The organism is Serratia sp. AXJ-M (genome assembly GCF_046531865.1).
GTDB lineage: Bacteria > Pseudomonadota > Gammaproteobacteria > Enterobacterales > Enterobacteriaceae > Serratia > Serratia liquefaciens.
In genome coordinates, this window is sequence record NZ_CP059395.1 from 45,209 (window position 1) to 68,245 (window position 23,037).

Consider the following 23,037-nt stretch of genomic DNA (forward strand, 5'->3'; position numbering starts at 1 on the left):
CTGTTTGCCTCCGGTCGCGGCGGCGCGTCGAACGCCGCCCACCCGTCATACCGCCACGCGGCCCTTGCCGGCGATACCGGCGCCGCAAAGGGCGCAGGCTGGGCCTGCCCACTCCTCTCTAAATCTTTTTCTTCTGCGGCGTCTGCGTGGTGACGGCCTGTGCCGTCCCCAAACGCTAGTCCGGCGCGGTTGTGTCGCAAAGGAAGATGAACCGCCGCCGGCACACGTTCGCACCCGTTACGGGCGTTCAGCCCGCAACGGCCTTACGCTGCGTCTTTGGCGTCGCCTTTGCGCCCCGCCCTCAAGGCCAGACTTTCGAATGGGTACGGCACCGGCCGGTGTCGCTAACCCTGAAACTGTGGAGGTAGTCCCATGCAACATGCTCACTCTGTCGCGCTGCACGTGTGTGAATCCGATCGTCTGTCATTCCTGCCGTACTTGTTTGCCGATGATTTCCTGCGGGCCGAAATGCAGGTATATGCCATGGCTGATCGCTATCTGCCCGAGTACAACGGCGGTTTCTGGCATTTCATCCGGTTGCCTGATGGCGGCGGTTACATGGCACCCGACATCGATCAGGTGCAACTGATCAATGCCGACAACTGGTTTGATAAAACCCTCAGCGGCGACGCGGCCGGTATCGTGTTGACGTCATTGGTTATCAACCGCCGCTGCTGGTTACACCATGACAAGGGCAACGCCGGGATGGTGAACCTGTATATGCAGCGGGAAGAGGAACTGTGGGCCTACATCGAGACGCACCCCGAGTGTGCCGATATTCGCCGCGCTCTGGACTGACTGAAACTCAAATGCGGGCGGCGATGCCGCCCCTTATTAACGGTTTGAGGACTTATCATGAACGAGATGACAATTGCTGCCTTTATCAAACGTTTACAAGGTTATGCCCCGGAAACCCTATGCTGCGGCACCTTTTGGTTGCCAGATGATTTTTTGTCGATAAATAGCACGTTGACGCCAGAGGAAACCGAAGCAGCGATGCAGTTGGCCACCGAGCGGTACGATGCGGGCATTGGGTATAACTGGGACTACCTCACTGCGATTGTTGAGGATATTGTCAGCGAACGTTGATGGACTATGGCCAACGGGCTGGAAATCGGCCCGTTTGGTGGCAAAGATAAAAGTTAGCCGGCAGCGGCGTTTTCATCCGCGCGTAAACCCCTTGTCACCTGCGGTGACAGGCCGATAAAAGGGCAGGCGGCTGCGCCGCCCCGCTATCGGCCCAGCAATACCCTGGCTGATAAAGGGAAAGTGAGTATGGGTGAACCCTCATCGCAGGGTTGTAAGTCGAGTCGGATCAGTTCCCGCCGAGCGAACCAGTAACCAAACCTGGAGCCGACCATCAGGTTCGCCGCGTGAGAGCAGCTCTATTCCGAACGGCTGGATGATGGCGAAGACACCAGGCGCAATATTGTGGCACTCGTTAATTTTGGGCCTGTTGCCTATCGCTTCGCGCAGAAGGTCCAGCAAGTGCTGACGATCCCAACTCATCGGGATCTGTGGGCGGTAGGGAAGCGTCCGGAGATGGGCTAGCGCTGCGTCTATGTCCGTTTCACTGACAACCAGTTCTTGCTGGCGAGAGCCTAACATATCTAAGTATCTCCTTCGGTTGTGAATACGGGGATAGAGCAGTTAACTATCGTAATTGAACTGGCCTGGAATGGGAATTACCGAGGTAAATCAACCCGTTTTTATGGATTATCTTAAACGCCCTCTTATCTGAAAATACCAATGTGTCGAGGTTTGGCGGTATAGCAGATAGATCACGATAAAACGATACTCCGGGGCGGTGGCCGGCCGCAAGCGCCCGACCATCAGTCTACTCGGCTAGCCATCCGCTTTCGCGGCTGACAAGTCTCGCCGAATCCCTACGGGTTTCGGGCCCTTCGGCTCAGGGCTGCAAGCCAACGTCCAGAGCAGGCGCTTTCAGCAGGCTATCGCCTGCAACGCTTTCACTGTTCGTCGCCCTGGCGACGATCGCTAAGGACGCCCCAACGTTCGCTGTCGCGCCCGCTGTGTCGAGTTGTTCCCTATTCAACCTGCCAGGGTGCTTTAGCCGCAGTAAGTCTTCCCGCCGCAACTGATAACAGCACAACGCCTCGCTTAAACGGCAAGGGGTGTAATGAACTCCACCAAAAACTTTTTCCTCCCTACGGTCATAAAAACTTTTTGTCTCCGCCCCTTGCCGCCGCTCATCGCTGTGCTGAATCAGTTTCCTTGCGACGGCGAATACTCACAGCGGCATCAGTTATCACCCCACGGAGGATTTCAACATGGCTCAACAAAACGTCAAAGGCGCGACAACGAAGCCTACAGCAGCATCAGCACTGAACAACGGTGGTCTGTCTGACGCGCAGGTGTATGACCTTGTTCGTCATGTGCAGTTGGCCTGTGGGGGCCGCACTACCGGCACGATGGCACCGCCGTCTGTTCCGGCACTTGCTGAGTATTTCGTTCTGGCAGAAGGGGATTTTGATTCGCTGGCCGTCTGGGTCGTTGATGGCTGGCCTGTTGCCGCCAGTGACGAAGCCAACTGGACGCACTGGCAGATCGTCGAAGAGAAGTAAAAAAGCAGGGTTTCCCCTGCTCCATACCGCCGGATTTGACGCCCGTCTTACCGGCTTGACCGTAATAACTTTTGGAGAGAAATCACATGTCTAACATCAATACTAAAGCACCAACCAAAGCAAAATCAACCCCGAAAAAATCCACGACTAAAGCAGCGGCGTCAAATGACTCAACTCAGTTTGTTGAGGAGACGTTGGCAAATGCCCCGGTTGAAGTTGTCATGCTCAAGCAATTGGCGAAAACCAGCCTGAACGCCCGTAAAACTCCGGCAACGGCCGCAGACATTGAGGGACGGGCGACCAGCATTGAAGGGGTAGGCGTACTGCAAAATCTCGTTGTATTCCGCATGGTTGATGGCCAGTTTGGTGTCGCCGCTGGCGAAACCCGCCGTTTGGCGCTCAACCTGCTCATGGAACAAGGCCGGTCAGCGGTGGGAGTGCCGGTTACGCCAGAATTTCCGGTTGTGGTCAAAGTGGTCGATGAAGACAAAGCCCGTGCGATTTCTTATGCCGAGAACGGACAGCGCTCAAACCTGACGCCTGCCGACCAACTGGCGAACTTCCGTGATATGGCGGAAGACGGGACGCCGGTTGAGCAGATCGCGGCAATTCTCGGCTACCGCACCGCGCATGTTAAGAAATGCCTCAAGTTGACCACCGTCGCACCGCAGCTACAAGAACTGCTGAAAACCGACAAAATCACACTCGACCAACTGGCTGCATTAGCCGCGACCGATGACCATGAGCGCCAGATTCAGGTGTGGAATAACGCCAAGCACTACGAACCCCGCCAGACAGTGAAAGCACTGCGCGAGAGTGTGCTGACTGACGAAGTGGCGGCGGCTGATAGCAAACTGGTGGCGTTTGTCGGACTGGAAGAATACAAGGCCGCGGGCGGTGAAACTCGCGAAGACCTGTTTGCCGAGAGTGTCATTCTAACCAATCCCATTCAGCTAGAAACGCTGGCGATCGCCAAATTGCAGGCGGCGGCAGACGCAGCAGCGAAAAGCGAAGGCTGGGCATGGGCGCTGGGGCGCTATAACGAAGTGAGTTCTTGGGGAGAGGATGAAAAAACATTTTCTATCATCCGGTTATATCCAAAACTCTCCGACGTACAGCGTGAAGAAATTAAACAACTGGAAGCAGAGCAAGAGCGTCTGGAAGACCAGCTCGAGGGCGCTGATGCTGATGATGAATGGGAACATTTGCCGCATATAGAGCAAATCGAAGCGCGTATTGACGAGATCAATGAAGACGCTGAAAGAAATCTTTGGGCTGATGAAGTCCGGGCTAAGGCCGGTGTGATTGCCTATTTGAAAGACGGCAAAATCCGTCTTCAACGCGGCGTCATGAAGATGGACGACATCAAGCAGGAAAAAAAGGCTGAGCGCGAGAAAGCCAACGAAAGCACTCCTCCGTTAGAACGCGGGTTGTCACAGGCGCTGGTCAGCAGCCTATCGGCTGAACGTACCTTGGCGGTCTCAGCGTCATTGGCGCAGAACGCTTCTGTCGCTCTCGCGCTGCACACCTTTACGCTGGCCAATCGTATATTCGGTAAAGGTTATTCCAGCGTGATGCACACAACGGTGGAGAGCCAGCGCAGCACCTGCCTGAAACAAGCCGAAGATGCAGGCATTGAGAACGGCCTCGCTAACCAAAAATTAACTTCGCTGCATGAACACTGGTTGAGCCGATTCCCGCAGGAATGGGCTGCAGGCTTCGAATGGTTACTGGCGTGGTCACAGGCCGACGTGCTCGCTCTGCTGGCTTACTGCGTCTCTCAGGGGATCGATGGGGTTAGCGCCCACCTTACTGAACAGCGCGTGAGTCAACGTCTGGCCCCGGTCGAGAAGGCGTTGAACTTCCAAATCGGGGATTGGTGGCAACCTACTTCTGCTAATTTCTTCTCGCGGATCAGTAAAGAGCAAATCGTGGACGCGCTCAACAATGCGGACAAAACCGGTAAAGCCCGTGATGCGGAGAAATTGACGCGTAAAGAGGCCGCTGAGTTTGCCGGGGCGGTGTTGAAGGACAGTGACTGGTTGCCGGGGTGCATGGCATCTTTTGACGCGCCGCAGGAAAGCGATGAAAGCACCGGTAATGCTGATGCTGCCGATATTGATGACACCGCCAATGATAACGTTGCCGCCTAACTGACAGGGAGCTGCCGCCGCAAGGCGGCAGAACAACAGGATGAATAATCAAAAATTGAGCCTTGCGCAGCTAACCGTGATGAGTGCGAGCGATTTGGAAGAATACCGGAACCGGGGCAGGGAATGGCGTCGCCAGTTGAATAATGTTGTGCTCGGTGAGTTGGCGCTGCCGGAGGGCTGGGTGGCTAACGCCGAAGAGGCGTGCGAGTTCTGCGGTCAGGTGCCGGTTGTGTGCCGGATCAGCCCGAAGGGTGACGATGTTACCGCGATATTTCTGTGCAGCGCAGGCGCTGAGGTCGCGGGATGGTCGGCAGTGCTTCCGTACCAGGGAGATAGTTTGTCTACAAACCAGGGTAACCGTATTGCCTGGTTGCATACTGCCGATAACTTTGACCCGGAGACGGTGAATCAGGTACTGAAGACCGTCGGCGAATATTATCGGAGCGGGTTTAACCAGCCGGTGCAGTTGGCGGCGGCTCTGCGTATGGGAGGGCTTTGCGTATGATCCCGAGTAATCGTGCGTTGGTACCTGTCAACGAATACCAGCAAGCCGCCGTTCATGCTGTGGTGCTGGTCGAACGCAAGAAAGAGCAGGGGAAGCGGATCGCAGCATTTCCGTATGCCAAAGCCTTCTTCAAAGTGCTGAACAACGGGCGGGGGCAGATTCGAGCCAACGACATCCGCCAAATATCGTCCAACTATTTCCCGGAAGAGCTGGGTGGCGCATCGATTGCGCAATATATTGAGGCGCTGGACAGGCTTATTGAGAGCGGTGGTCAGTATAGTCCGCTGCCGTTGTCCGGAGACGTAGCGGCAACCCTATTCCCCGCCTATGGCGAACTTTGCCGCGAAAGGCGTGAACGCAAGTGGGATATGCAATCCGAGCGGAAACATCGCCGGCGATCGCGGGAAGAACAGCAGAAGCGCCGGCGGTATCAGAACCGATTGGCGCAGGCCGAAGTTGAGTTGGCATTTTCTACCCCGTCCACGGTTGGGGCGTGGTATGCGTACTGGAGTAAACAGGACATTTACGAAGACGATCTGACCGAGGGTTTTTTCGCATGGTTCGAACGGTGGCCGTGCATGGCTGGCAGTAAACTCATGCACTTCAAGAATGATGCTCTTTGGAGTGTCATGGAAAGGCTGAAGGGGTTTGAAGGAGATTTGTCTGAAGCTGAGCGGGTATTCAATTCGCTGTTAGTACCGAACAAATTACCGTTTGATGAGGTGTAGGGATGACACATAACGAGTTGAATGCCGTAGCCGTAAGATGGCTTAAACGCCCAGAAAGTGCCAATGGTCCGGGTTGTCAGGTTGCTTTGACAGAGGTCGGCGTACTTTATGGAGGTGAACGAGCCGATGCCTTTGGATATAGCTGGGGCTTTGATGGCGGGTCGGTCGTTGTTGAGTCGAAAGTTAGCCGTTCTGACTTTCTCGCCGATCGGGCAAAACCACATCGTAATGGTACAATTTCGGGCATGGGTACTTATCGGTATTATATTTGCCCTGAGGGTTTAATTGATATCAATGATTTACCACACGGTTGGGGACTTTTATGGGTGAACAAACGTGGACATGTCAAATTGAAAGCAGGGCACATCTGCTGCTACAGGGTTATGGGATATCGCGGTCGAGATATTACCCCATTTTGGCAGCATACCGCTGATCTACGGTTCGAGTTGGATATGCTGGCTCATGCACTGGTGCGGTTCGGTGATCCAGAATAAACCAAAACATTGGTTCGTGAGGCTCATCGGGTTCAGAATCGATTGACGAAAGAAATCAATGAGCAGAAAGAGAAGCTGAAACAATACAGCCATGATCGTTATCTGCTACACCTTTACCAAGAACGGTATGGGGTTATATTGAATTAACAATAGGGGAAATTAACTCCATGCGAATTCAGGGCATATTTATTTGGATCGAGGGCGCGGTTGGTTTTGTACTTTACCTGCTTTTGGAGACGACCATTCGGGATGTCTATCCAGTCCTTGCGCGTAGCAGTGATACATGGCAATCGTGGGCGTTTCCCGTGATTGTTTGCGTGCTGGCCATCGATGTCGGTGAGACAGTGCGACACCGCCGACATTTCAACGGGCCGAAAAAGAAGCATAAAAAACAACAAGGCGCCTGACGGCGCCTTTCTCTTGTCTGCTTCCAGCGCGGCCCTCTTCCTCATTTCTTTTCATCGTTTTGTGGCACGATGCGGCCCAGGGTTTTGCTGTACTCCCGGTGTATCTTCAGTCTTTCGAAAAAATAGTCCTGCAGGTGAGTAGGTTGGGTGGCGGCTACTTGTTCGGCGATCACTGGCTGGTTATAGCGTTCTTTGAATGCGACGCCAGCTGCGTCTTTATCGACGTAGAGCTTGTCCATTTCTTCTTTCGTTTTGTTCGCCAGGTTAAACGACATGATCGGTTCCTCCAGATCATTCCCGTCATTATACCCGGTTGCTCGGTCACTGCCGCTGCAGGGGCATCAATTGCCGGCAGTGCACCAGGTTCCGTAGAAAAAACGACAATATCTGGAACTGGGGTCGGTGGCCGGCCGCAAGCGCCCGACCATCAGTCTACTCGGCTAGCCATCCGCTTTCGCGGCTGACAAGTCTCGCCGAACCCCTACGGGTTTCGGGCCTTTCGGCTCAGGGCTGCAAGCCAACGTCCAGGGCAGGCGCTTGCAGCAGGCTGTTTGCCTGCGCCGCTTTCACTGTTCGACGCCTGGGCGACGATCGCTAATGACGCCCCGGCGTGTCGCCGTGTCGGGTGTGTTCCTGCTCATCTCACCGGTGGCTATCCCTCATCGGCCCTTACGCCGGCCGCTTTTGTAGCACCGTCGCCCGTGTGCCCTCAAGGGTGAAATACACGCCGCAAGCGGCGCCCTTGCTGTCCCCCGTTCGCGTCGCTACTGCAGCTTTTTGCCGCGCCAGGTTCCGACGAGAGATAAACCAACCACCGAAGAGGGATGCCAGCATGAACACACAAAACGTCAACGTCAAAACCGCCACGCAGGAACACTCTGAAAGATATGGGGAAGTGAACCTGTGCCCGGTCGATGATATTGAACCGTGGGAAAAGCCCGGAGTGAAGTACCCGGAGGCAATCAGAGCCTTGGATATGGAGCTTGTCTATTTGAAAGACATGAACGAGTCGTATGCCGAAAATATTTTGGCGGATGATGCACTTGAAGAGGCACTTTACGAGATCTTCAGGAGAATGACTGAATGGGCCGCAGGGGGTTCGGTGGTGTACTCTAATGATGAAAAGCCGAAACTCGATTATGAAATCATTCAATATTGGGTCAAAGCACAGCAATGTACCCGCGAGTGGTTTGGTGCCATTGGTGAAAGAGCGGTTGAACATGCGCGGTATCGATTGGACCTTACTCTGAGAGTCGAGAACTCATACAGATAAAGTACTTTTGTGCTTTGCAAAAGGTTTAAGTATGCCCATTATGGGGATATAATGTCCCCAAGTAAAGGATAGTAACTTGAGGTGATATGGACGCATTATTTGTCGAGTTACCGCCGTTTGAGCGGCACCGCGCTGAGTACCTCACCGATGATGAATTTCGTGAATTTCAGCAAATGCTGCTGAAAAACCCGGAGTGTGGCGATGTTATCAAACATACCGGGGGATTACGTAAAGTACGTTTTGCCGACTCGAGGCGGAACAAGGGCAAGCGGGGCGGGATACGGGTGATTTATTACTGGTATCTGGAAAAATCACATTTCCTGTTGTTTACCCTGTACGACAAAGACCAGAAAGATGATCTAACCAAAGCTCAACAGGATCTGTTGCGCGGAATGCTTGAACAGGCGAAGAAAAGAGGTAAATCATGACTAAACGTGACATTTTTGCCGAATTGCAGGAAGGGATGGATGCCTGGGGCGAGTTCAATGAAGGAAAGAAAACGCTGCGTACTCACCGCGCAAGCATTAAACCGGTATCTATGACGCCAGCAGAGGTGAAAGCAGTACGAGAAAAGCTGAAGCTGTCACAGGCCGTTTTTGCGCAGTATCTGCATACCGGTGTCACCACATTGCAAAACTGGGAGCAGGGGCTGGCGAAACCCAATAAACAGGCCGTCTTGCTCATCAAAATGGTCGATAAGAACCCGCTAACGTTGAACGAGCTGGCGACGTTGTAGCGTCAGCGTCCGTTAAAGCTGATTTAAGCCACCAAAAAGGAGTTTGATATGTCCAGTCGTCAGATTTTACTTAGCCTTATCTGGTGCGTGGCATGCGTATACGGCGGGTATTTCCTTAATAAATACTATTTTGGTGAGGCAAATCCTTATGTCTGGGGGGCAACCGCGCTCATCATCGTTACGGCTTTATTCTTGCGGGTTACTTCCTCAAAAGGAGACTAATGATGTCGAAACTTGTAGCGCAACCTGTCAGCGATAAAGAACCTGATCTATTGATCGATGACGAAAACCACCCCCTAAAAGTACAGGATCTGGCAGGTAAAGTGCTGGCAAGTATCAGTCCCGATGATACCGGCTGGACCCATGCCCAATTGCTGGCGATTGATATCGACAGCATGGCGCCCGAAGGATGGGATGCGTACCTGGGTGACGAATGGATAGGCAGTTCTGAAATATAAGCGGGGAACGCCTCGCTACAGGCAGCGATAACATGGCGCTGCTTCTTTTGCACCTGCAGAAGAAAAGGCAACAGAACATCATCGAGAGACGGCGCCTGTGGCGCCGTTTGTCGTAGTGTGGCCCCGTATAAGCTGATTAGGGCTATCTGATTGAGGTTATCCTGTTCGGCCTTGCTTCTTCCTCGTATTAATAGAAAACCTCTTTGATTTGCAAAGCCAGGATATGTCCTTTGTTATCGATTGCCGGTGTGCCAGGGACATCAGGGAAAACTACATGGCCTCGTGCTTCCTTCGGTAGCCGGCCGCAAGCGTCCAGCTATCGAGCCCTACTCGACTAGCCATCCGCGTGCGGATGACAAGTCTCACCGAACCCGCGAGCGGTTTCGGGCCTGTCGGCTAGGGTCTGAAAGCCAACGGCAACGGCGAGGGCAGGCGCTTGCAGCAGGCTGTTGCCTGCGCCGCTGTCACTGCTCCCGCTGATGGCGGGAACGCTAAGGACGCCACGTTGTTCCGCCGCGTCGGGTGTGTTCCTACTCGCGGTTCGTCCGGTGCTTATCTCTCGGCCAGTCCCCTCGCAGGGCTTAAACGTAGCACTGCCTGGTCATCCCTCAAGGGGTGAAATGCACTCCGCCAAAAACTTTCCTCCCTCTGGTCAGAAACTTTCCGTCTCCGCCCCTTGAGCTCTGCCTGCGGCCGCACTCCGTTCGCCCTTGCCGCGAGAGAACTCACCGAGAGATGACATAACCACCAAGGAGAAAACCAGCATGAACACACAGAACGTCAAGACCGCCGCTCCTGAATCTTCCGAAAGATGGGAGGCGAAAGCGAGTCTGTTTGAAACTCAGGCGCTGGGCCGTTACAGCGTCAAATTTTCAGCGCCCTGCATCGGGGGCGGCGTCACTCTCAATTGCAGTCATGTGACCAATGCAGTCAATGCTTTTGACGCCGTAGTGCGCTTTACACGCGAAACCCATGCGGTCGATTGCATCGTGTATGACGTGGAGCAAACCGAAGAAGTGCGAGCCGTATGTGTGAGCACAACAGATTATCGCTTTGTTCAGCGGGGCTATATCTGGCTTTGCCTCGATACCGGCGTGATTGTCGATGTTTCGCAGGATGGCAGTATGCGACGCGGCGATGATGGGCAACCGATCCCCGCTTTTGGCAAATTAACCCGAATTTAATCGGTGAATTACCACCTTAACCCGAAGGAGAAATCAATGTATCAGACTCAGGAAATGACCACAGAAAACCGCATGAATTGGGACTACAGCGCAGGCGCAGAAGCGGCTTATTGGCAACAGCGTGAGAAACAGGCACGTACTGACGTTGAAGAGATCACGCTGCAAAAATTCATGGACGCGATTGCTGTGATGTATCCGCGTGACTGGTGCGGGGATGTTAATTGCGAATCTTTCAAGCTGGCAGAGATGTACTGCGGGGAAGTGACCGAGATTTTCGCGAAAGTGGGTGAGCGTTATTTCAAATTCCGAGATGTGGTGTCGTTACCGCATAACGCCATTTTGGCGCGGATCGATAAGGAGGTTCTGAGTCGGGAAGTGCAAGCCCGGAAATGAAAAAAGCAGCGTTTCCGCTGCTCTCTCGTGCCGGTTTACCCCTGAGAAAGTTAGACCGGCGCTCAATCAAGTGACACGGAGATAACCATGAAATCAATTGAAGCATCAATCATGACAGTAACAGAGGCGTATGTAAAGCAACTGACTGAAGAGGCTGAAGGCGTCAAACGTCAGCAGCGGATCGCACGCGGCAGTATTCCGGCCGGTGACGTCGACCGCGATTTACGGGCCTTGGGTCGTCATATTGCAGGTTGCGCCCGTAAGGGTAAATCAGTGCATGTTCCAGCTATGTGCGTCAGTGAATGGGGGCATGTTCTGCGTGCTCTTGAGTTAACACGGGCGATGGCCTGATAACGCGAGCCGCCCCAGAAAAGGGGCGGCTATTCACCGAATCGGAGCATGCCGCCATGTTAACTTTAAAACCACTGCTGCAGGTAAATGATGGAATTCAATACTGATTTTAAATCCCCGTCGGTCGGGTTGGGTTCTAAAAGGCCAGAAAAAAAATCTGATGGCCAAGTGTTCTTTACTGCGCCTATTTCCTCTCCGAAATCTGTCATCGCTGCGCCGCTCGAAAAAGTGGCCTTTCAACAGCATTCCGAACACAAGAAGAGGATTCCGCAGACAATCATCAAACCGGCGCTGGCCAAGGTCGATCCGCGAAAACAATTTTTGACCATTTTTCGTGAAACTGCCCGAAATCATCATCGTTATGAGGTGTTCAGCGATTTTGTGAAGCTATCTGCCTGTGCCCTTGAAAATGCATGCCTCAAGTCGCCGGTCATCGAGGAGGAGTATCTGGCTACCGTCAGGTGCTATGAAAAGGCCGACGCAGTGCGTATGAGCAACCTGCTGGCTTGTCTTGTGTTGGGCCTGGAACAGGGCATGTGTGACTTCCTGGGAAGCCTGTTTATGGAGCTTGAGCTAGGCAGCAATAGCATGGGGCAGTTTTTTACGCCCTTTCATATTTCTGAGTTAATGACAGGTCTCGTTGCCGGGGATCGCATAGCTGAGTTGGAAAACTCACCCTATATCACGCTCAGTGAGCCAACTTGCGGCGCCGGTGGGATGGTCATCGCCTTTGCCAAGCATATGCTTGAAAGTGGTTACAACCCGCAAACTCAACTAAGAGCCGACTGTGTAGACATCGATCAGGTCGCGGCCCGGATGTGTTACATCCAGTTGTCATTACTGGGTATCCCGGCGAGGGTAGTGATTGGCAACTCCTTAACACTGAAATACCAGCGGGAAATGTATACCCCCTTTTGGTATCGGGTGACGTCTATGCGCTGGCCGATGTATCAACAATAACTAAGGCAGGCAGGGGATACCTTGCCTGATAAGCCATACCGGATAACGATGAAATCTACACATTGCCGGTGTTGGGGAAATTCACAACGCAATGCGGGCCAAAGGGCAAACACTAAGAGGGAACGACGCCTGCGGCGTCGTTCTTCTTACCTGGCCTCTTCTCAGGCAGTTTTCTCGTCTCTATCATCATTTTTTCTTGTGCCGGCGATGACTTTTCCGGGGACTTATTCATGTGCAGGCAGTGTATTAGGTTCGACAGCAAAAGCCATAACGTCTGGGGCGTTGGCTGGCCGCAAGCGACCAACCATCAGCCTACTCGGCTAGCCATCCGCTGCACGGCTGACAAGTCTCGCCGAACCCGCAAGCGGTTTCGGGCCTTTCGGCTCAGGGCTGCAAGCCAAAAGCCAGGGCAGGCGCTTGCAGCAGGCTGTTGCCTGAGCCGCTTTCACTGCTCCCGCTGATAGCGGGAGCGCTAAGGCCGCCCCGACGTTCCGCCGTGTCGGGTATATTCCAGCTCGCTACCTGGCGCATATCTTTCTGTCAGTCTTCTCGCAGGGCTTAAACGTAGCACTGTCTGGTCATCTCTCAAGGGGTTTTAATTCACTCCGCCAAAAACTTTCCTCCCTGCGGTCAAAAACTTTTTGTCTTCGCCCCTTGAGTTCTGCCTGCGGCCGCACTCCGTTCGCCCGTGCCGCGAGATGACTCACCGAAAGATAGAAATAATAACCCGAGGAGAAAAACAGCATGAATACACGAAACGTCAACGTCAAAACCGCCACAAAAAAATCTACCGAAAGAATTGATGAAAAAATCATTTCTGTTGAGGCACGAGCGAAAAAAATCATTGTCGTTGGCCAGGTTGTTAGCACCGAACTTTATGGGTTGGGAAGAGGGGTTGTCTGCTCAATTAATGGTGAGCAATCTCAATACGGTCAAGATAAAAATGTGAATGGGGTTATCCGGCAGGGTGGTGGAAACGCAAATTTTGATATTGCATTTTTTAATGGCGAACGTTCACGGCTCATTCCTGAGTGCATTTTACGAAGTGCGCAATGGTCTATTCATGAAGAGGTCGCCACGGCTGATGCAGTAAAAATGGCCATTGAATATACCGATGTGATCACAGAAAAAAAAGCGGAAGAAGAGAGATTGGAAAACGAAAGGTTTTCCAAGGAAAAGGAGAGGGTGAAAAACTTACCTGAGTATAAATTATTGCAGACTGATGAGCTCGGGGCAAAGGGTGTAGCCATTAACATAAGAAAAGAACTCAAAGCTGCACATCCAAAAGTTAAGTTTTCTGTTCGTAAGCGGGATTATGATTGTGTGTATATTGGCTGGACAGATGGGCCAACAGAAAAACAAGTTCGAGAAATTACCGACAAATATAAGTATGGTCGCTTTGATGCAATGCAAGATATGTATGAAGACAATAGCTCTCCGTTCAATGAAGTTTTTGGCGGAGCTAAGTACGTTTTTACACAACGGGAACGATCAGACGCACTTATCAAAAAAGCGTTATATATTGCATTGGAAAAATACGGCAGTGAACTTATTACTAAGGAGTGCACTCTAGAAGTGTGTATTCTGGCGAAGTTGAACGGTTATTCCGGGGGAACGTGAACGCGTTATTTCCTAACGCGCCCTAACTTCTTCTTATTACACCGACCGTTCACTTTCAGTCAACCTGTGCCAGTCGTTTTCTCATCGACTCACCTTTCATTTCCAGCCGGTGGGAGTTATGCATCAGACGATCAAGGATCGCGTCTGCCAGTGTGTTATCACCAACGCAACCGTACCACTCATCCGTTGGCAACTGGCTTATCATCACCGTGGCGTTCTTTCCGTATCTGTCATCCATCAGTTCCAGCAGATCGTTACGCTGCGCTGGCAGTAGCGGCTCAAGACCCCAGTCATCCAGGATAAGCAGTTGCGTTTTTGACAGTTGAGTCAGCTGCTTCCGGTAACTACCGTCTGCGCGGCTGTGCGTCAGCTCTACCAGCAACCGGCTCAGTCGCCAGTACTGCACGCTGTAACCCTGCTGGCAGGCGTTGTTGCCCAGAGCACAGCCCACATAAGTTTTGCCGCAGCCGCAGGGGCCGGTTATCAGCAGGTTCTGCCCCCTGACCACCCATTCGTTCTGGCTTAGCTGAGCGATCCGCGAACGCTCCAGGTTTCTCGCTGGCTGGTAGTCGATGTCGTGGACCGAGGCTTCAAGCCTTAGCCGGGCTTTTTGTAGCAGACGTTTCTGTTTACGTTGATCCCTTTCGAGAGATTCGCGCGTGACCAGCAACGCCAGTCTTTCCCTGAAGGAGAGCTCTTCGTAAGTGCCGGGTTGCTCCATCTGTGAGGACAGCGCCGCCGCCATTCCCGTCAGTTTCATTTCTGTCAGCTGTTTCATCAGCGTGTGTGGCATTATCGGGTTCCCTGTTTCAGTGGAAGTGGCGTGGGCCACGGATGTTTTCATGTTCCTGAGGAAGCTCCTGGGACGGATGCAGATCTTTGTCCGCTGGAACCAGGTCGCGGTTATTCTTCAGGATCGACTTTATCTGCTTCAGCCGGGTCAGCCCCTCAGCGTTAGCCAGCCGGCAGCTGTTGTTGACGCGCTCTGAAGGATACTCGCGCGTCAGACTCAGCAGCCCCAGACACAGGCGATAGGCCTGTTCAGGATGCGCTTTTTCTGCCAGACGTCCGCTGACCCACGCGAGGGTGTCGGAGCCCACACCGGCCGCCCAGCTTTTGAGCCGCTCTGGCGTCCATTGCTGATGGTGGCGATGGCGTTCTGGCATGTGCTCTGCAGCGGTACTGTTACCCGGATGAAGGCGACGTGGGTGACTGGCGATCATCTGTCCGTCAGACCAGACTTCAAGCAGGTTGTCGAAGGCATGAAGCTCCACCATTTTACCGACGTGCTGATGGGGTACTGAGTAATGATGCTGTTCATATTCAACGTGATAATCGATATTCACTTTCGCTTTTTTGATGTGCCTGTAGCGCCACGGCTGTACCGGTAACGGTCTGAGCGCGGGGCTGTCCAGCCTTTCGAAGGCTTCCCGGCGGTTGCCCGGTAGTTTTTTGAAGGGCCGTTCGTTGAGTTCGGTTACCAGCGTACGGATACAGTGGTTCAGTTCGGCGAGCGAGAAGAAGACCTGGTGCCGTAGCCGGGCCAGGATCCAGCGCTCGACGATCTGAACGCCAACTTCCGCCTTCGGCTTGTCTCTGGGTTTTCTGGGCCGGGCCGGTATCACCGCAACCTGATAATGCTCCGCCAACTGCTGGTAGGAGGGATTCAGTTCAGGATCGTAACGACAGGCTTTGCTAACCCCGCTTTTCAGGTTATCCGGAACCAGTATTTCGGGGACACCACCGAAGAACTCCAGCATCCTGACGTGGCTGAGAAGCCAGTCTGGTAGCGCTTGCGTATAGGTAGCCTCCGCGAAGGTGTAGTTTGATGCGCCCAATACCGCCACGAAGATCTGCGCCTGCCGGCATTCACCCGTCTCAGGTGAGATAACCGGCACCGTGGGTCCACAGTAGTCGATAAAGCATTTTTCACCGGCGAGATGCTGCTGGCGCATGGAGCGTTTCTGTGACTGGCACCAGGCCTGGTAGCGGCAGCAGAACTGCGAGTAGCTGTACGCCCGGACGGGCATCCGCTGGCAGTATTCCTCCCACAGAAGGTGGCGAGTGACACCTTTTTTACGCAGCTCCATATGGATTTCAGCCCAGTCAGGATCCTCCAGCGCGCCAGGACGGCTGTCAGACTCAGGATATAGCAGACTGGCAAGTCGGGGCTCTGACATCCCCTCAGGGAGTGGCCAGGAGATCCCTGAGGCCTCAAGACGTTTGAGCATTTTCTGGATGGCGCCCGTGCTGACATCAGCGCACTGGCTTATCTGGCGGAAGGACAGGCCGACTTCAAAACGCAGCCTTAAAATTTCATGGATTTTACGCATTGCGATTCTCTTGTTTGGCATATATCACCCCCTGGAATGAAAGGGATAGATATAGCATCAAAAATCAATGCGTTAAGAATGGTTCTGGCGACGTGAACGGCAATTCCGGTCGGGTGAACACCGATTCTGGCAAAATGAACAGTGATTCTGGTCATGGTGCAAAATCGAGGTATTTTCCGCCGGAATACGCGTTCACGTAAAACCAGAAACTGCGTTCACGTTCCGCCAGAATGGGGGTTCACGTTGGCCAGAATATGCAATGCCTTCGTTGATAAGTATTTTCCACAAACAAGGGAGTCAAAATGATGTTTACACCCGTTGATTATGATTTTGCGCCAGGCAAAAACCTCAGTGACTACGGCCTGGAGGCCAGCATGGCGTTCCCTTTTGCATCCGCCGGCTTTGATGGTAATGTGCTCAGGCTTGTTGCCGGCGATGTGGCCGGAGGGGAGCTTATCATTCACACTGACGCGGGAACCCCGGGTACCGGACTGAAGCTGAAGGTAAAAAACGCGAGAGGAAATGCCACTACCGGTTGGAATGCGAACACACTGATTAGCAATGAATATGTCGATACCACAACGGTCGGTAACGGGGCCGTCATTATATCCGTCCGGTATGGCGAGACATTTGAATTCACGGGATACAGCCTGGTTGACGGCTAGACTCCATATCCGGTTTCCGGCACAGACATCCTGAGTACCGGGGCTGTGCCGGAAGCTGGTAAACGTCAGTTATTTTTTCAGTAAACCCGCCATCACAGCCGCTTTACAGCCGTGTAAATAAACGACCTGCGGTCCGTCGGAGAGTCTTTTTCAAATCTAAAAAAGTAGTGACCGTCCGCCGCGCAGCAGATGCCAGCGTAACAAAAACAGCGGCGAACATATTGTTAAGGAAGATGAATATGATTCAGATAAAAAGCACGGCATTTAAAGAAACCGCGCTCCTAGTTCTTGTGCTTTTCCTGTCCGGGTGTGCGACCACCTTACCACCGACCATTGTGAAGAAAACAGCTCCCCCGGCTGAGGTGCCTGAAAGAAAAGTCTGTTCCGGTCAAAAAGGGACGGTATTCCTGATTGCAAGCTCATCGCAATATGATGAGCACGTCATCCCGGAGATTGAGACGGCGTTTTCCCGCCAGTGCTACGCGGTTGACAAACGATATCTCGACCAGAAGCCTACCAGGCTGGGTTACGTCAATACGGATGAAAAGCGGGCCCGGACCCTCATTAATGCTCTCAGTGATCGCAACGTGCACTACCTCTGGTTTGTCAGGGGTGGCTCGGGGGGGCTCAACCTTTACCCTGCCCTGCATGCAAGCCGGCAGCGTATTTCAGCCTCAACGCCGAAAATCCTCATCGGCTTCAGTGACGTAACGGCCATTCACAGCTTTGTCAGTCATGAGCTGAACTGGCCAGGCGTGCATGGCGTGGTGGCGTCTTATAATAAAGAAATGCATGAGATTGATAACAGTAAAAAACTCAGCATGAACAACAGTCTGAATGAAGTCTTTGAGGCCCTGTCTCACGGGGTTAATTACACCGGCATCGAGCCGATGAACCGTCAGGCAGCAAAAACAGTGAGTGGTAAACTGGATGGCGGGAACCTGACCCTGGTTCAGTCTCTGTTTTCCACAGTCTATGAGGGCAGCTATTCAGATAAAATTATGATGCTGGAAGATACGGGGGTAACGCCTAAACAGCTTGACCGCACCCTGCATCAGATAGAGTACAGCCGGAAATTTCACCCACGCGGTGTTATTTTTGGTCAGTTTTACGGCCTGAATGCCAGCGACGAAGAAAAATCGCTTTACCGGTATGTGATAAAACAGTTCGCCGGGCGCGTTAACTATCCGGTTTATTATTACCCGGAATTCGGGCATGGTGAAACTAATCAGCCATTTATTCTGGATCATCACGCCAGTATTTTATGCAGCAGCCTGTCCCGGTTGTGCAGCCTGACGCAGACTCCTGTAAATGAATAACCTGAATGCGATATGGCAGTGCGATAACGGGCACTGTTGCAAAGAACAAAGAACCGGGGATCACGCGAAAAACATTATACCGGCATATTTCACCAGCATGGGAACTGCGGACTGACGGAAAGAAACTGCTCAATCAGCTCTGAGTTATGGGGGCGGATAGCCAGTGCCCCCCACTTCTGACCTTTCGTGCAGTTATCTTCTGAAAATGACATGGACGCTCATCATGCGCACAGGCAAAAATTTCATTTTCACTTAGCGTGAGCCGACAAAATTTGATTGCGAGCCAGCGGCGATAAATGCGAGTCCATTTGCAGTTATTGTGAGTCTGCACCAGATTTCAGTTGCAGTTAATGTGAGCCAAAATTTGCGCTGATTGCGAGTCCGACTGTTTTCGATTGCGAGCCGTTACACCTATCAGTCAATGACTGCCCTGCCCCTCGACGCAAAAGATTAGTGGCGGATTTGTGCCAGGTCGTCAGCGGTCAGCCCGGTCATTTTCATCACCGCGTCGCGATCGAGGCCGTTGGCCAGCATGGTACGGGCAACTTCGAGTTTGCCTTCATTGCGACCTTTCTCAATACCGCGTTGTTCACCCAACTGGATACCTTTCTGGATACCTTGTTCGATACCCTTCTCGATACCTTTTTGTTCAAGCTGTTGTGCGATGGTCATCAGTTCCTCCTCGTGTTGCGGAACCCGCAGGGCCAGTTCGCGGACAAATGCCTCTGCATTCGCCGATTCACCGGCCTGGATAATATAGTGTATCAGCGAAATCACCTGTGGCGAAGAGAGATAGCCGGCCAGCAGAATGGCGGACAGTCTGTCGGTCAGTTCGGCCAGGTCGCGCTGACGAATATGTTTCTGCAGCAGAGTCAGTGCGGCCATGCTGCGGTGACCCATAATCTCTTCGTCGGGAATGACGGTCACATCAACCAACGGAAAATCGCCGGTGTACAGTTTCCCGGCCAGCGTTGGATCATCAAACTCCTGCAGCCAGTTGGTCGAGTAAGGGTACGGGCTGCGTTTTCCTGTGTAGAACAGTACCGGAATGACCAGCGGCAGCTTTTTGTGGCCGGCGTCGAGGTGACGCTGCATGGCGGCGACGGCATAGCGAATGAGGCGAAACGCCATGTGCTTATCCGGGCTGGACTGGTGCTCGATAAGCACGTGCACGTAACCGTCAGCGCCGTCGGTGGTTTTCAGGCTGTAGAGCACGTCGCTGAAATACTGGCGCAGGTCATCTTCGACAAAGGAGCCGGACTCCAGCTTCAGCGTGCTGAGGTCACAGATGGCCCGCAGTTCGGCCGGCAAATGTATCTCCATGAAGTCGCGGGCAATTTCGGGTTGCGTCAGAAATTGCCGGAAAGTGGCATCATGGGGCGTTGGGTTTTTTTTCATGGCGCTATCGTAACATGTTCGGTCGACGGCTCACTATGGCTGAGCGAAGGCTTCACCCGTTCTCCGGGCAGAATAGCGTCGGGGTGTTGCTGCCGCCAGGTTTTTAATATTCGGTAGACGCTGGCCCTGCCAATGCCCAGTTGGTCGGCAACCGCTTCGCGGGTGAGTCCGGCCAGCGTCAATTCAATCACCTGCTGCGCTTTCGCCTGAGCGGTGGGTTTTCTTCCTTATATGCCCCTCTGGCTTTCGCGCGGGCAATGCTTTCCCGTTGCCGTTCCTGACGCAGGCGTGTCTCGAATTCGGCGAATACGCCCAACATATCCAGGAAAGCCTTGCCGGATGCTGAAGAGGTATCGATGGCCTGCTCGGTCGCCCTGAGCTTGATGTTTTGCCCTTCAAGCTCATGAACCAGATTCTGTAAGTCGCGCAGACTGCGTGACAGGCGATCGATACGGGTGATCACCAACGTATCCCCTTCTCGCAAGTAATCAAGGCAGTCATCGAGTGCCTGACGGCCCTCTTTCCTGGCGCCGGTCATTTTCTCCGAGAAGATTTTACGGCAGCCGGCTGAAGTCAGCACCGCTATCTGATGTGTCAGATCCTGATCTGTGGTGGATACACGAGCATAACCGACGAGCGCCATACGATTTAATCTCAATAGACATTAGATAATGAGATTTTTGCGTATCAAATTTACTGAATCAAGTTATGTGATACTTGTTTTGAACAAATTGCCCTGGCTCTCACAAAGGTATACTCAAAAAGAAAAAATTGTGATGTCCAGAGGTGAATTTTGATTTGCGGTTAATGTGAGCAATAAAGCCGATAAACGCGAGCATGGAGGTTTTCAAACGCGTGACGCTAAACATAGCCGTCGTGACAAATCCAATTAGACCATCTGTGTTAGTCGACGCACAGCAGTAAATCGTACTCAACTTATTGAAGTTTGGGGATGCATAAGTGCTATGCATTTTAGTTGAGCATCACATGGCAAAAAGTGTCAATGATAATGATTATCATTCATTGACAGGGTACACCCGTTTAAGTAGAATACAGATAGCTGTTTATCCATACAGTATTTTCAAGGAGTGGAGTCATGCCCGTTTTTAGTAGGAAACTATGTTATTTTCTTAGTATGCTGTTTTCTGGGGGAGTGAATGCCTATTCATCATTCGCCGATCCATTTTATTTCATCCCGTCACTGGCCGTCCAAGATGCAGCAACCTCAGCCGCTATTGAATCAGTTACCGGAAAGAATATTTATGAGGCTTATGCAAAAGGAATAATCAAAGATCCTAGAGGTAAAGTGTCAGTACACCTTTGTAATGGGAAAGATGAAACTCTGAAGGAAGCGTTAAGTGGGGGTTGTTCATTAGTCGACGATGTCTCAGTTTCAGTATTTGACACCGAATATTATATCAAGCGTGGAAACCAGCTGATAAAGGTAGATATTAAAAAATCTAAAGATTTCATCAGAGAAACAACGACACAGCGAGTGATTACAAAAGAGAATCCACTCATACAAAAACATCAGTGTAAAAATGCTCTTATGCATGATGCACCCACCTCGTGTTTCGTTTATAAGATGGCGCCTTTCATTTTTTCAAACTTATCACATAAGCAGAAATTAATTAAAGCATTAGAAGACCCCTGCGCCTCGTTAACACCATTAGAAAAAGCGCGAAAGATTAGTGGTTACCCGAATCCTAGAATACCTTTTTTAGCTGAATACGCTGAATCTTCGCGACACATACTTGATTGTAATAAAAACATACCTGAAACATTTTCGACAATCGTTGACACTGACACACAATCAGTGTTAGTCATTCGCAATAAAAAATAAGGAGATATTATTATGGCGGAACCCTATATTCGTGTTAACCAGTTTTTTGCCAATTCATCCGGTGAGGGACAAAAGACGCCTTTGGGACATGTGAATTTTACCTTTATCGATGGCAATGGCATTAATAAAGGTACTTTTGGTGCCAATATGAAAACTGCAGATGGAAAACCCTCTGGAATTCATGAAGAAGAAAGTGACAACCAGCGCAGGATACAAATACTATCCCCACATGATTTCAAACGGGTTAATATCTCAAAGCATGACTTCGATCAGGCTTTGGCTTTTGCCTCACAAGCAAACCGGGAAACCTTAAACGGTAACCTGAGCTATGCTCTTACCTGTGGAAATTGCGTTGATTTCGGGATGCAAATATTTAACAAGACAGCACTGGGCCGTGCACAGTTGCCAAATTATCTGAAACCTCATACAGCACTGAGTATTTATGCGCACGCCAGCAACTTACTCTGTTCCGGAGACAGCTACCAACGCAAAGAAGTGGTCAGAGTGGCTATCACGGGTGACAAGTGGCGCCCCCAACAGCTACCTGAATGGGCGCAGCCGTGTATCGATGCCAAGGTCAAGCAAACCATGGGTGTCGCCTATGAAAAGGGTTGGGGAGAATCCAACGATGCTTGGGACGTTATCAAGGCTGTGACATTAAGCCTGGGAACATGTGAAAAACCCGTCAAACAAATCGTTGTTCAATATATGGGGTTAATATCTCCTCTTGTGATTGACCTGGATGGTAAAGGAATCAAAACCACCTCCATTTTTGACCATTCGGTCGAATTTGATTTATTAGGTGTAGGGTTCCCCGTGACGTCTGCATGGATTGAGCCTAATTCAGGGTTCTTGGTTCTTAGTAAAAATCGGGATGAAACAGTCACTGACATTAATGATTTGTTTGGTGGCAAAGGTCGAATGGATGGATTCTATAAACTCGCCGAGTTTGACACGTTAAAACGAGGTTTTATTGATAAAGATAATGAAATTTATGCGGACTTGCGTGTTTGGGTTGACAAAAATAAGGATGGTGTTGTCGATAAAGGTGAGATTTTCACATTAGCTGAGTTGAATATTGAAAAACTTTATTTAAACTTCGACATAGTAGACATCACAGATGTCAATGGTAACCTGCTTGGTGAGCGCTCAAAAGCGTTGATTGATGGCGTTGAACACGAGCTGTCGGAAGTCTACTTCAAATACGCATAACGAAAATACCGTACCAGAAAATGAAGACATTTTCATTTTCTGGTATTGGTATAATTCACTCGTTTAAATAAGCATTTATCTGTCAGGCTGCAGCTTAATCCTCTCCTGTCTGCGATTGGGCTTTACCGCTAGACTCCCCAACCACCCTGTCCGGCCGGCCCCAGGCTGATTTACCTTCTGATAACATAAGGTTAGTGCCAATATCCGTTTCCCTTCAGCCAAGCCCGTGCACATTGGCGTCAATAGCGGTTACGTTTTTTACGTACATTCCGTTTTTTCCCCAATTTTTATGCAATGCTGTCCTGACCGATCACCGATTTATTCGGCTTCACGGCGCCGGGGCTGACGCGGCACAATAGTGCATTGAGCGCCAACTTGGCGATCGCCGAGGGTGTCAAAGCGCGATCGTGGCCTTTGAAG

28 protein-coding genes and 1 pseudogene are annotated in these 23,037 nt (G+C 51.7%); 23 read left to right on the top strand and 6 right to left on the bottom strand.

The annotated features are described in order from the left end of the window. Positions 1 to 372: 372 nt before the first annotated feature. The 8 genes from H0S68_RS24785 to H0S68_RS24820 all read left to right on the top strand — a co-directional run bounded on the left by H0S68_RS24785 (position 373) and on the right by H0S68_RS24820 (position 6,872). Positions 373 to 798 carry an antirestriction protein gene (locus H0S68_RS24785; RefSeq protein ID WP_410529583.1) on the top strand — a complete coding sequence of 142 codons (426 nt, stop codon included), beginning with the start codon at positions 373 to 375 and terminating at the stop codon, positions 796 to 798. Between the two features lie 57 nt (positions 799 to 855). Then, positions 856 to 1,089, top strand: coding sequence for a hypothetical protein (locus H0S68_RS24790; protein ID WP_410529584.1), 234 nt, complete (start codon positions 856 to 858; stop codon positions 1,087 to 1,089). A 1,202-nt stretch (positions 1,090 to 2,291) separates the two neighbouring features. Then, positions 2,292 to 2,585 carry a ribulokinase gene (locus H0S68_RS24795; protein ID WP_409325674.1) on the top strand — a complete coding sequence of 98 codons (294 nt, stop codon included), beginning with the start codon at positions 2,292 to 2,294 and terminating at the stop codon, positions 2,583 to 2,585. 86 nt (positions 2,586 to 2,671) lie between these two features. Further along, entirely contained in the window at positions 2,672 to 4,738 is a 2,067-nt protein-coding gene (locus H0S68_RS24800; protein WP_410529585.1) for a ParB/RepB/Spo0J family partition protein, read from the top strand. A gap of 40 nt (positions 4,739 to 4,778) precedes the next feature. Next, positions 4,779 to 5,243: a conjugation system SOS inhibitor PsiB gene (gene psiB, locus H0S68_RS24805; protein ID WP_182825569.1), complete on the top strand. Its 465-nt coding sequence runs from the start codon at positions 4,779 to 4,781 to the stop codon at positions 5,241 to 5,243. Beyond that, positions 5,240 to 5,971: a plasmid SOS inhibition protein A gene (locus tag H0S68_RS24810; protein WP_410529586.1), complete on the top strand. Its 732-nt coding sequence runs from the start codon at positions 5,240 to 5,242 to the stop codon at positions 5,969 to 5,971. Before psiB ends, H0S68_RS24810 begins: the two co-directional genes overlap by 4 nt. 2 nt (positions 5,972 to 5,973) lie before the next feature. Next, positions 5,974 to 6,465 (top strand): adenylosuccinate synthase, encoded by a 492-nt coding sequence (locus H0S68_RS24815; RefSeq protein ID WP_410529587.1) that lies wholly within the window; start codon positions 5,974 to 5,976, stop codon positions 6,463 to 6,465. A gap of 167 nt (positions 6,466 to 6,632) precedes the next feature. Next, positions 6,633 to 6,872 (top strand): hypothetical protein, encoded by a 240-nt coding sequence (locus H0S68_RS24820; RefSeq protein ID WP_410529588.1) that lies wholly within the window; start codon positions 6,633 to 6,635, stop codon positions 6,870 to 6,872. A gap of 41 nt (positions 6,873 to 6,913) precedes the next feature. Here H0S68_RS24820 and H0S68_RS24825 read toward each other — a convergent pair whose 3' ends face one another. Then, a complete protein-coding gene (locus tag H0S68_RS24825; protein ID WP_410529589.1) occupies positions 6,914 to 7,147 on the bottom strand; it encodes a DNA polymerase III subunit theta in 234 nt (77 codons plus the stop codon). A gap of 557 nt (positions 7,148 to 7,704) precedes the next feature. Here H0S68_RS24825 and H0S68_RS24830 point away from each other — a divergent pair. The 10 genes from H0S68_RS24830 (at position 7,705) to H0S68_RS24875 (ending at position 13,847) form a co-directional block, all read left to right on the top strand. Continuing rightward, complete coding sequence (locus H0S68_RS24830) at positions 7,705 to 8,145, top strand: dehydrogenase (RefSeq protein ID WP_349526274.1); 441 nt, start codon at positions 7,705 to 7,707, stop codon at positions 8,143 to 8,145. Positions 8,146 to 8,231: 86 nt separating this feature from the next. Then, a complete protein-coding gene (locus tag H0S68_RS24835; RefSeq protein WP_182825575.1) occupies positions 8,232 to 8,573 on the top strand; it encodes a toxin in 342 nt (113 codons plus the stop codon). Continuing rightward, positions 8,570 to 8,881 (top strand): helix-turn-helix domain-containing protein, encoded by a 312-nt coding sequence (locus tag H0S68_RS24840; RefSeq protein ID WP_410529590.1) that lies wholly within the window; start codon positions 8,570 to 8,572, stop codon positions 8,879 to 8,881. The genes H0S68_RS24835 and H0S68_RS24840 overlap by 4 nt, the downstream gene beginning before the upstream one ends. Before the next feature lie 48 nt (positions 8,882 to 8,929). Beyond that, positions 8,930 to 9,103 carry a hypothetical protein gene (locus H0S68_RS24845; protein ID WP_182825577.1) on the top strand — a complete coding sequence of 58 codons (174 nt, stop codon included), beginning with the start codon at positions 8,930 to 8,932 and terminating at the stop codon, positions 9,101 to 9,103. Then, on the top strand, positions 9,103 to 9,339 hold the full coding sequence (locus tag H0S68_RS24850; protein ID WP_410529591.1) for a hypothetical protein: 237 nt from the start codon (positions 9,103 to 9,105) through the stop codon (positions 9,337 to 9,339). Before H0S68_RS24845 ends, H0S68_RS24850 begins: the two co-directional genes overlap by 1 nt. Before the next feature lie 764 nt (positions 9,340 to 10,103). Next, the gene (locus H0S68_RS24855) at positions 10,104 to 10,523 is read left to right on the top strand and encodes a protein TraE (protein WP_410529592.1); all 420 of its coding nucleotides are present in this window, start codon (positions 10,104 to 10,106) and stop codon (positions 10,521 to 10,523) included. Between the two features lie 36 nt (positions 10,524 to 10,559). Continuing rightward, complete coding sequence (locus H0S68_RS24860) at positions 10,560 to 10,916, top strand: hypothetical protein (protein ID WP_410529593.1); 357 nt, start codon at positions 10,560 to 10,562, stop codon at positions 10,914 to 10,916. Between the two features lie 87 nt (positions 10,917 to 11,003). Next, on the top strand, positions 11,004 to 11,267 hold the full coding sequence (locus H0S68_RS24865; RefSeq protein ID WP_410529594.1) for a hypothetical protein: 264 nt from the start codon (positions 11,004 to 11,006) through the stop codon (positions 11,265 to 11,267). Between the two features lie 87 nt (positions 11,268 to 11,354). Further along, a complete protein-coding gene (locus H0S68_RS24870) occupies positions 11,355 to 12,227 on the top strand; it encodes an N-6 DNA methylase (RefSeq protein WP_410529595.1) in 873 nt (290 codons plus the stop codon). A gap of 744 nt (positions 12,228 to 12,971) precedes the next feature. Continuing rightward, positions 12,972 to 13,847: an LPD29 domain-containing protein gene (locus H0S68_RS24875; protein WP_410529596.1), complete on the top strand. Its 876-nt coding sequence runs from the start codon at positions 12,972 to 12,974 to the stop codon at positions 13,845 to 13,847. Positions 13,848 to 13,902: 55 nt separating this feature from the next. Here the strand turns inward: H0S68_RS24875 and istB are convergent, their stop codons facing one another. Then, the gene (istB, locus tag H0S68_RS24880) at positions 13,903 to 14,643 is read right to left on the bottom strand and encodes an IS21-like element helper ATPase IstB (protein WP_410529636.1); all 741 of its coding nucleotides are present in this window, start codon (positions 14,641 to 14,643) and stop codon (positions 13,903 to 13,905) included. A 13-nt stretch (positions 14,644 to 14,656) separates the two neighbouring features. Beyond that, positions 14,657 to 16,201, bottom strand: coding sequence for an IS21 family transposase (gene istA, locus H0S68_RS24885; RefSeq protein WP_410529514.1), 1,545 nt, complete (start codon positions 16,199 to 16,201; stop codon positions 14,657 to 14,659). Between the two features lie 281 nt (positions 16,202 to 16,482). On the opposite strand from istA, the gene H0S68_RS24890 reads away from it, so the two are divergent. The 3 genes and pseudogenes from H0S68_RS24890 to H0S68_RS24900 form a co-directional block, all read left to right on the top strand. Further along, positions 16,483 to 16,845 carry a hypothetical protein gene (locus H0S68_RS24890; protein ID WP_410529597.1) on the top strand — a complete coding sequence of 121 codons (363 nt, stop codon included), beginning with the start codon at positions 16,483 to 16,485 and terminating at the stop codon, positions 16,843 to 16,845. A gap of 239 nt (positions 16,846 to 17,084) precedes the next feature. Further along, positions 17,085 to 18,164, top strand: a complete 1,080-nt coding sequence (locus H0S68_RS24895) for an LD-carboxypeptidase (protein WP_410529598.1) — start codon at positions 17,085 to 17,087, stop codon at positions 18,162 to 18,164. A gap of 47 nt (positions 18,165 to 18,211) precedes the next feature. Then, positions 18,212 to 18,307, top strand: a pseudogene (locus tag H0S68_RS24900) (recombinase family protein); the annotation flags it as partial. Between the two features lie 307 nt (positions 18,308 to 18,614). Here the strand turns inward: H0S68_RS24900 and H0S68_RS24905 are convergent. Genes H0S68_RS24905 through H0S68_RS24915 form a run of 3 tightly spaced genes read right to left on the bottom strand, consistent with a single transcriptional unit; the run spans position 18,615 to position 20,205 of the window. Further along, the gene (locus tag H0S68_RS24905; protein ID WP_410529599.1) at positions 18,615 to 19,562 is read right to left on the bottom strand and encodes an Rpn family recombination-promoting nuclease/putative transposase; all 948 of its coding nucleotides are present in this window, start codon (positions 19,560 to 19,562) and stop codon (positions 18,615 to 18,617) included. After that, positions 19,559 to 19,753 carry a helix-turn-helix domain-containing protein gene (locus H0S68_RS24910; protein WP_410529600.1) on the bottom strand — a complete coding sequence of 65 codons (195 nt, stop codon included), beginning with the start codon at positions 19,751 to 19,753 and terminating at the stop codon, positions 19,559 to 19,561. Before H0S68_RS24910 ends, H0S68_RS24905 begins: the two co-directional genes overlap by 4 nt. Continuing rightward, the gene (locus H0S68_RS24915) at positions 19,750 to 20,205 is read right to left on the bottom strand and encodes a recombinase family protein (protein ID WP_410529601.1); all 456 of its coding nucleotides are present in this window, start codon (positions 20,203 to 20,205) and stop codon (positions 19,750 to 19,752) included. The genes H0S68_RS24910 and H0S68_RS24915 overlap by 4 nt, the downstream gene beginning before the upstream one ends. A 453-nt stretch (positions 20,206 to 20,658) precedes the next feature. Here H0S68_RS24915 and H0S68_RS24920 point away from each other — a divergent pair, with 453 nt between their 5' ends. Beyond that, positions 20,659 to 21,405 (top strand): hypothetical protein, encoded by a 747-nt coding sequence (locus H0S68_RS24920; RefSeq protein WP_410529602.1) that lies wholly within the window; start codon positions 20,659 to 20,661, stop codon positions 21,403 to 21,405. Between the two features lie 12 nt (positions 21,406 to 21,417). Continuing rightward, complete coding sequence (locus H0S68_RS24925; protein WP_410529603.1) at positions 21,418 to 22,617, top strand: hypothetical protein; 1,200 nt, start codon at positions 21,418 to 21,420, stop codon at positions 22,615 to 22,617. Positions 22,618 to 23,037 lie beyond the last annotated feature (420 nt).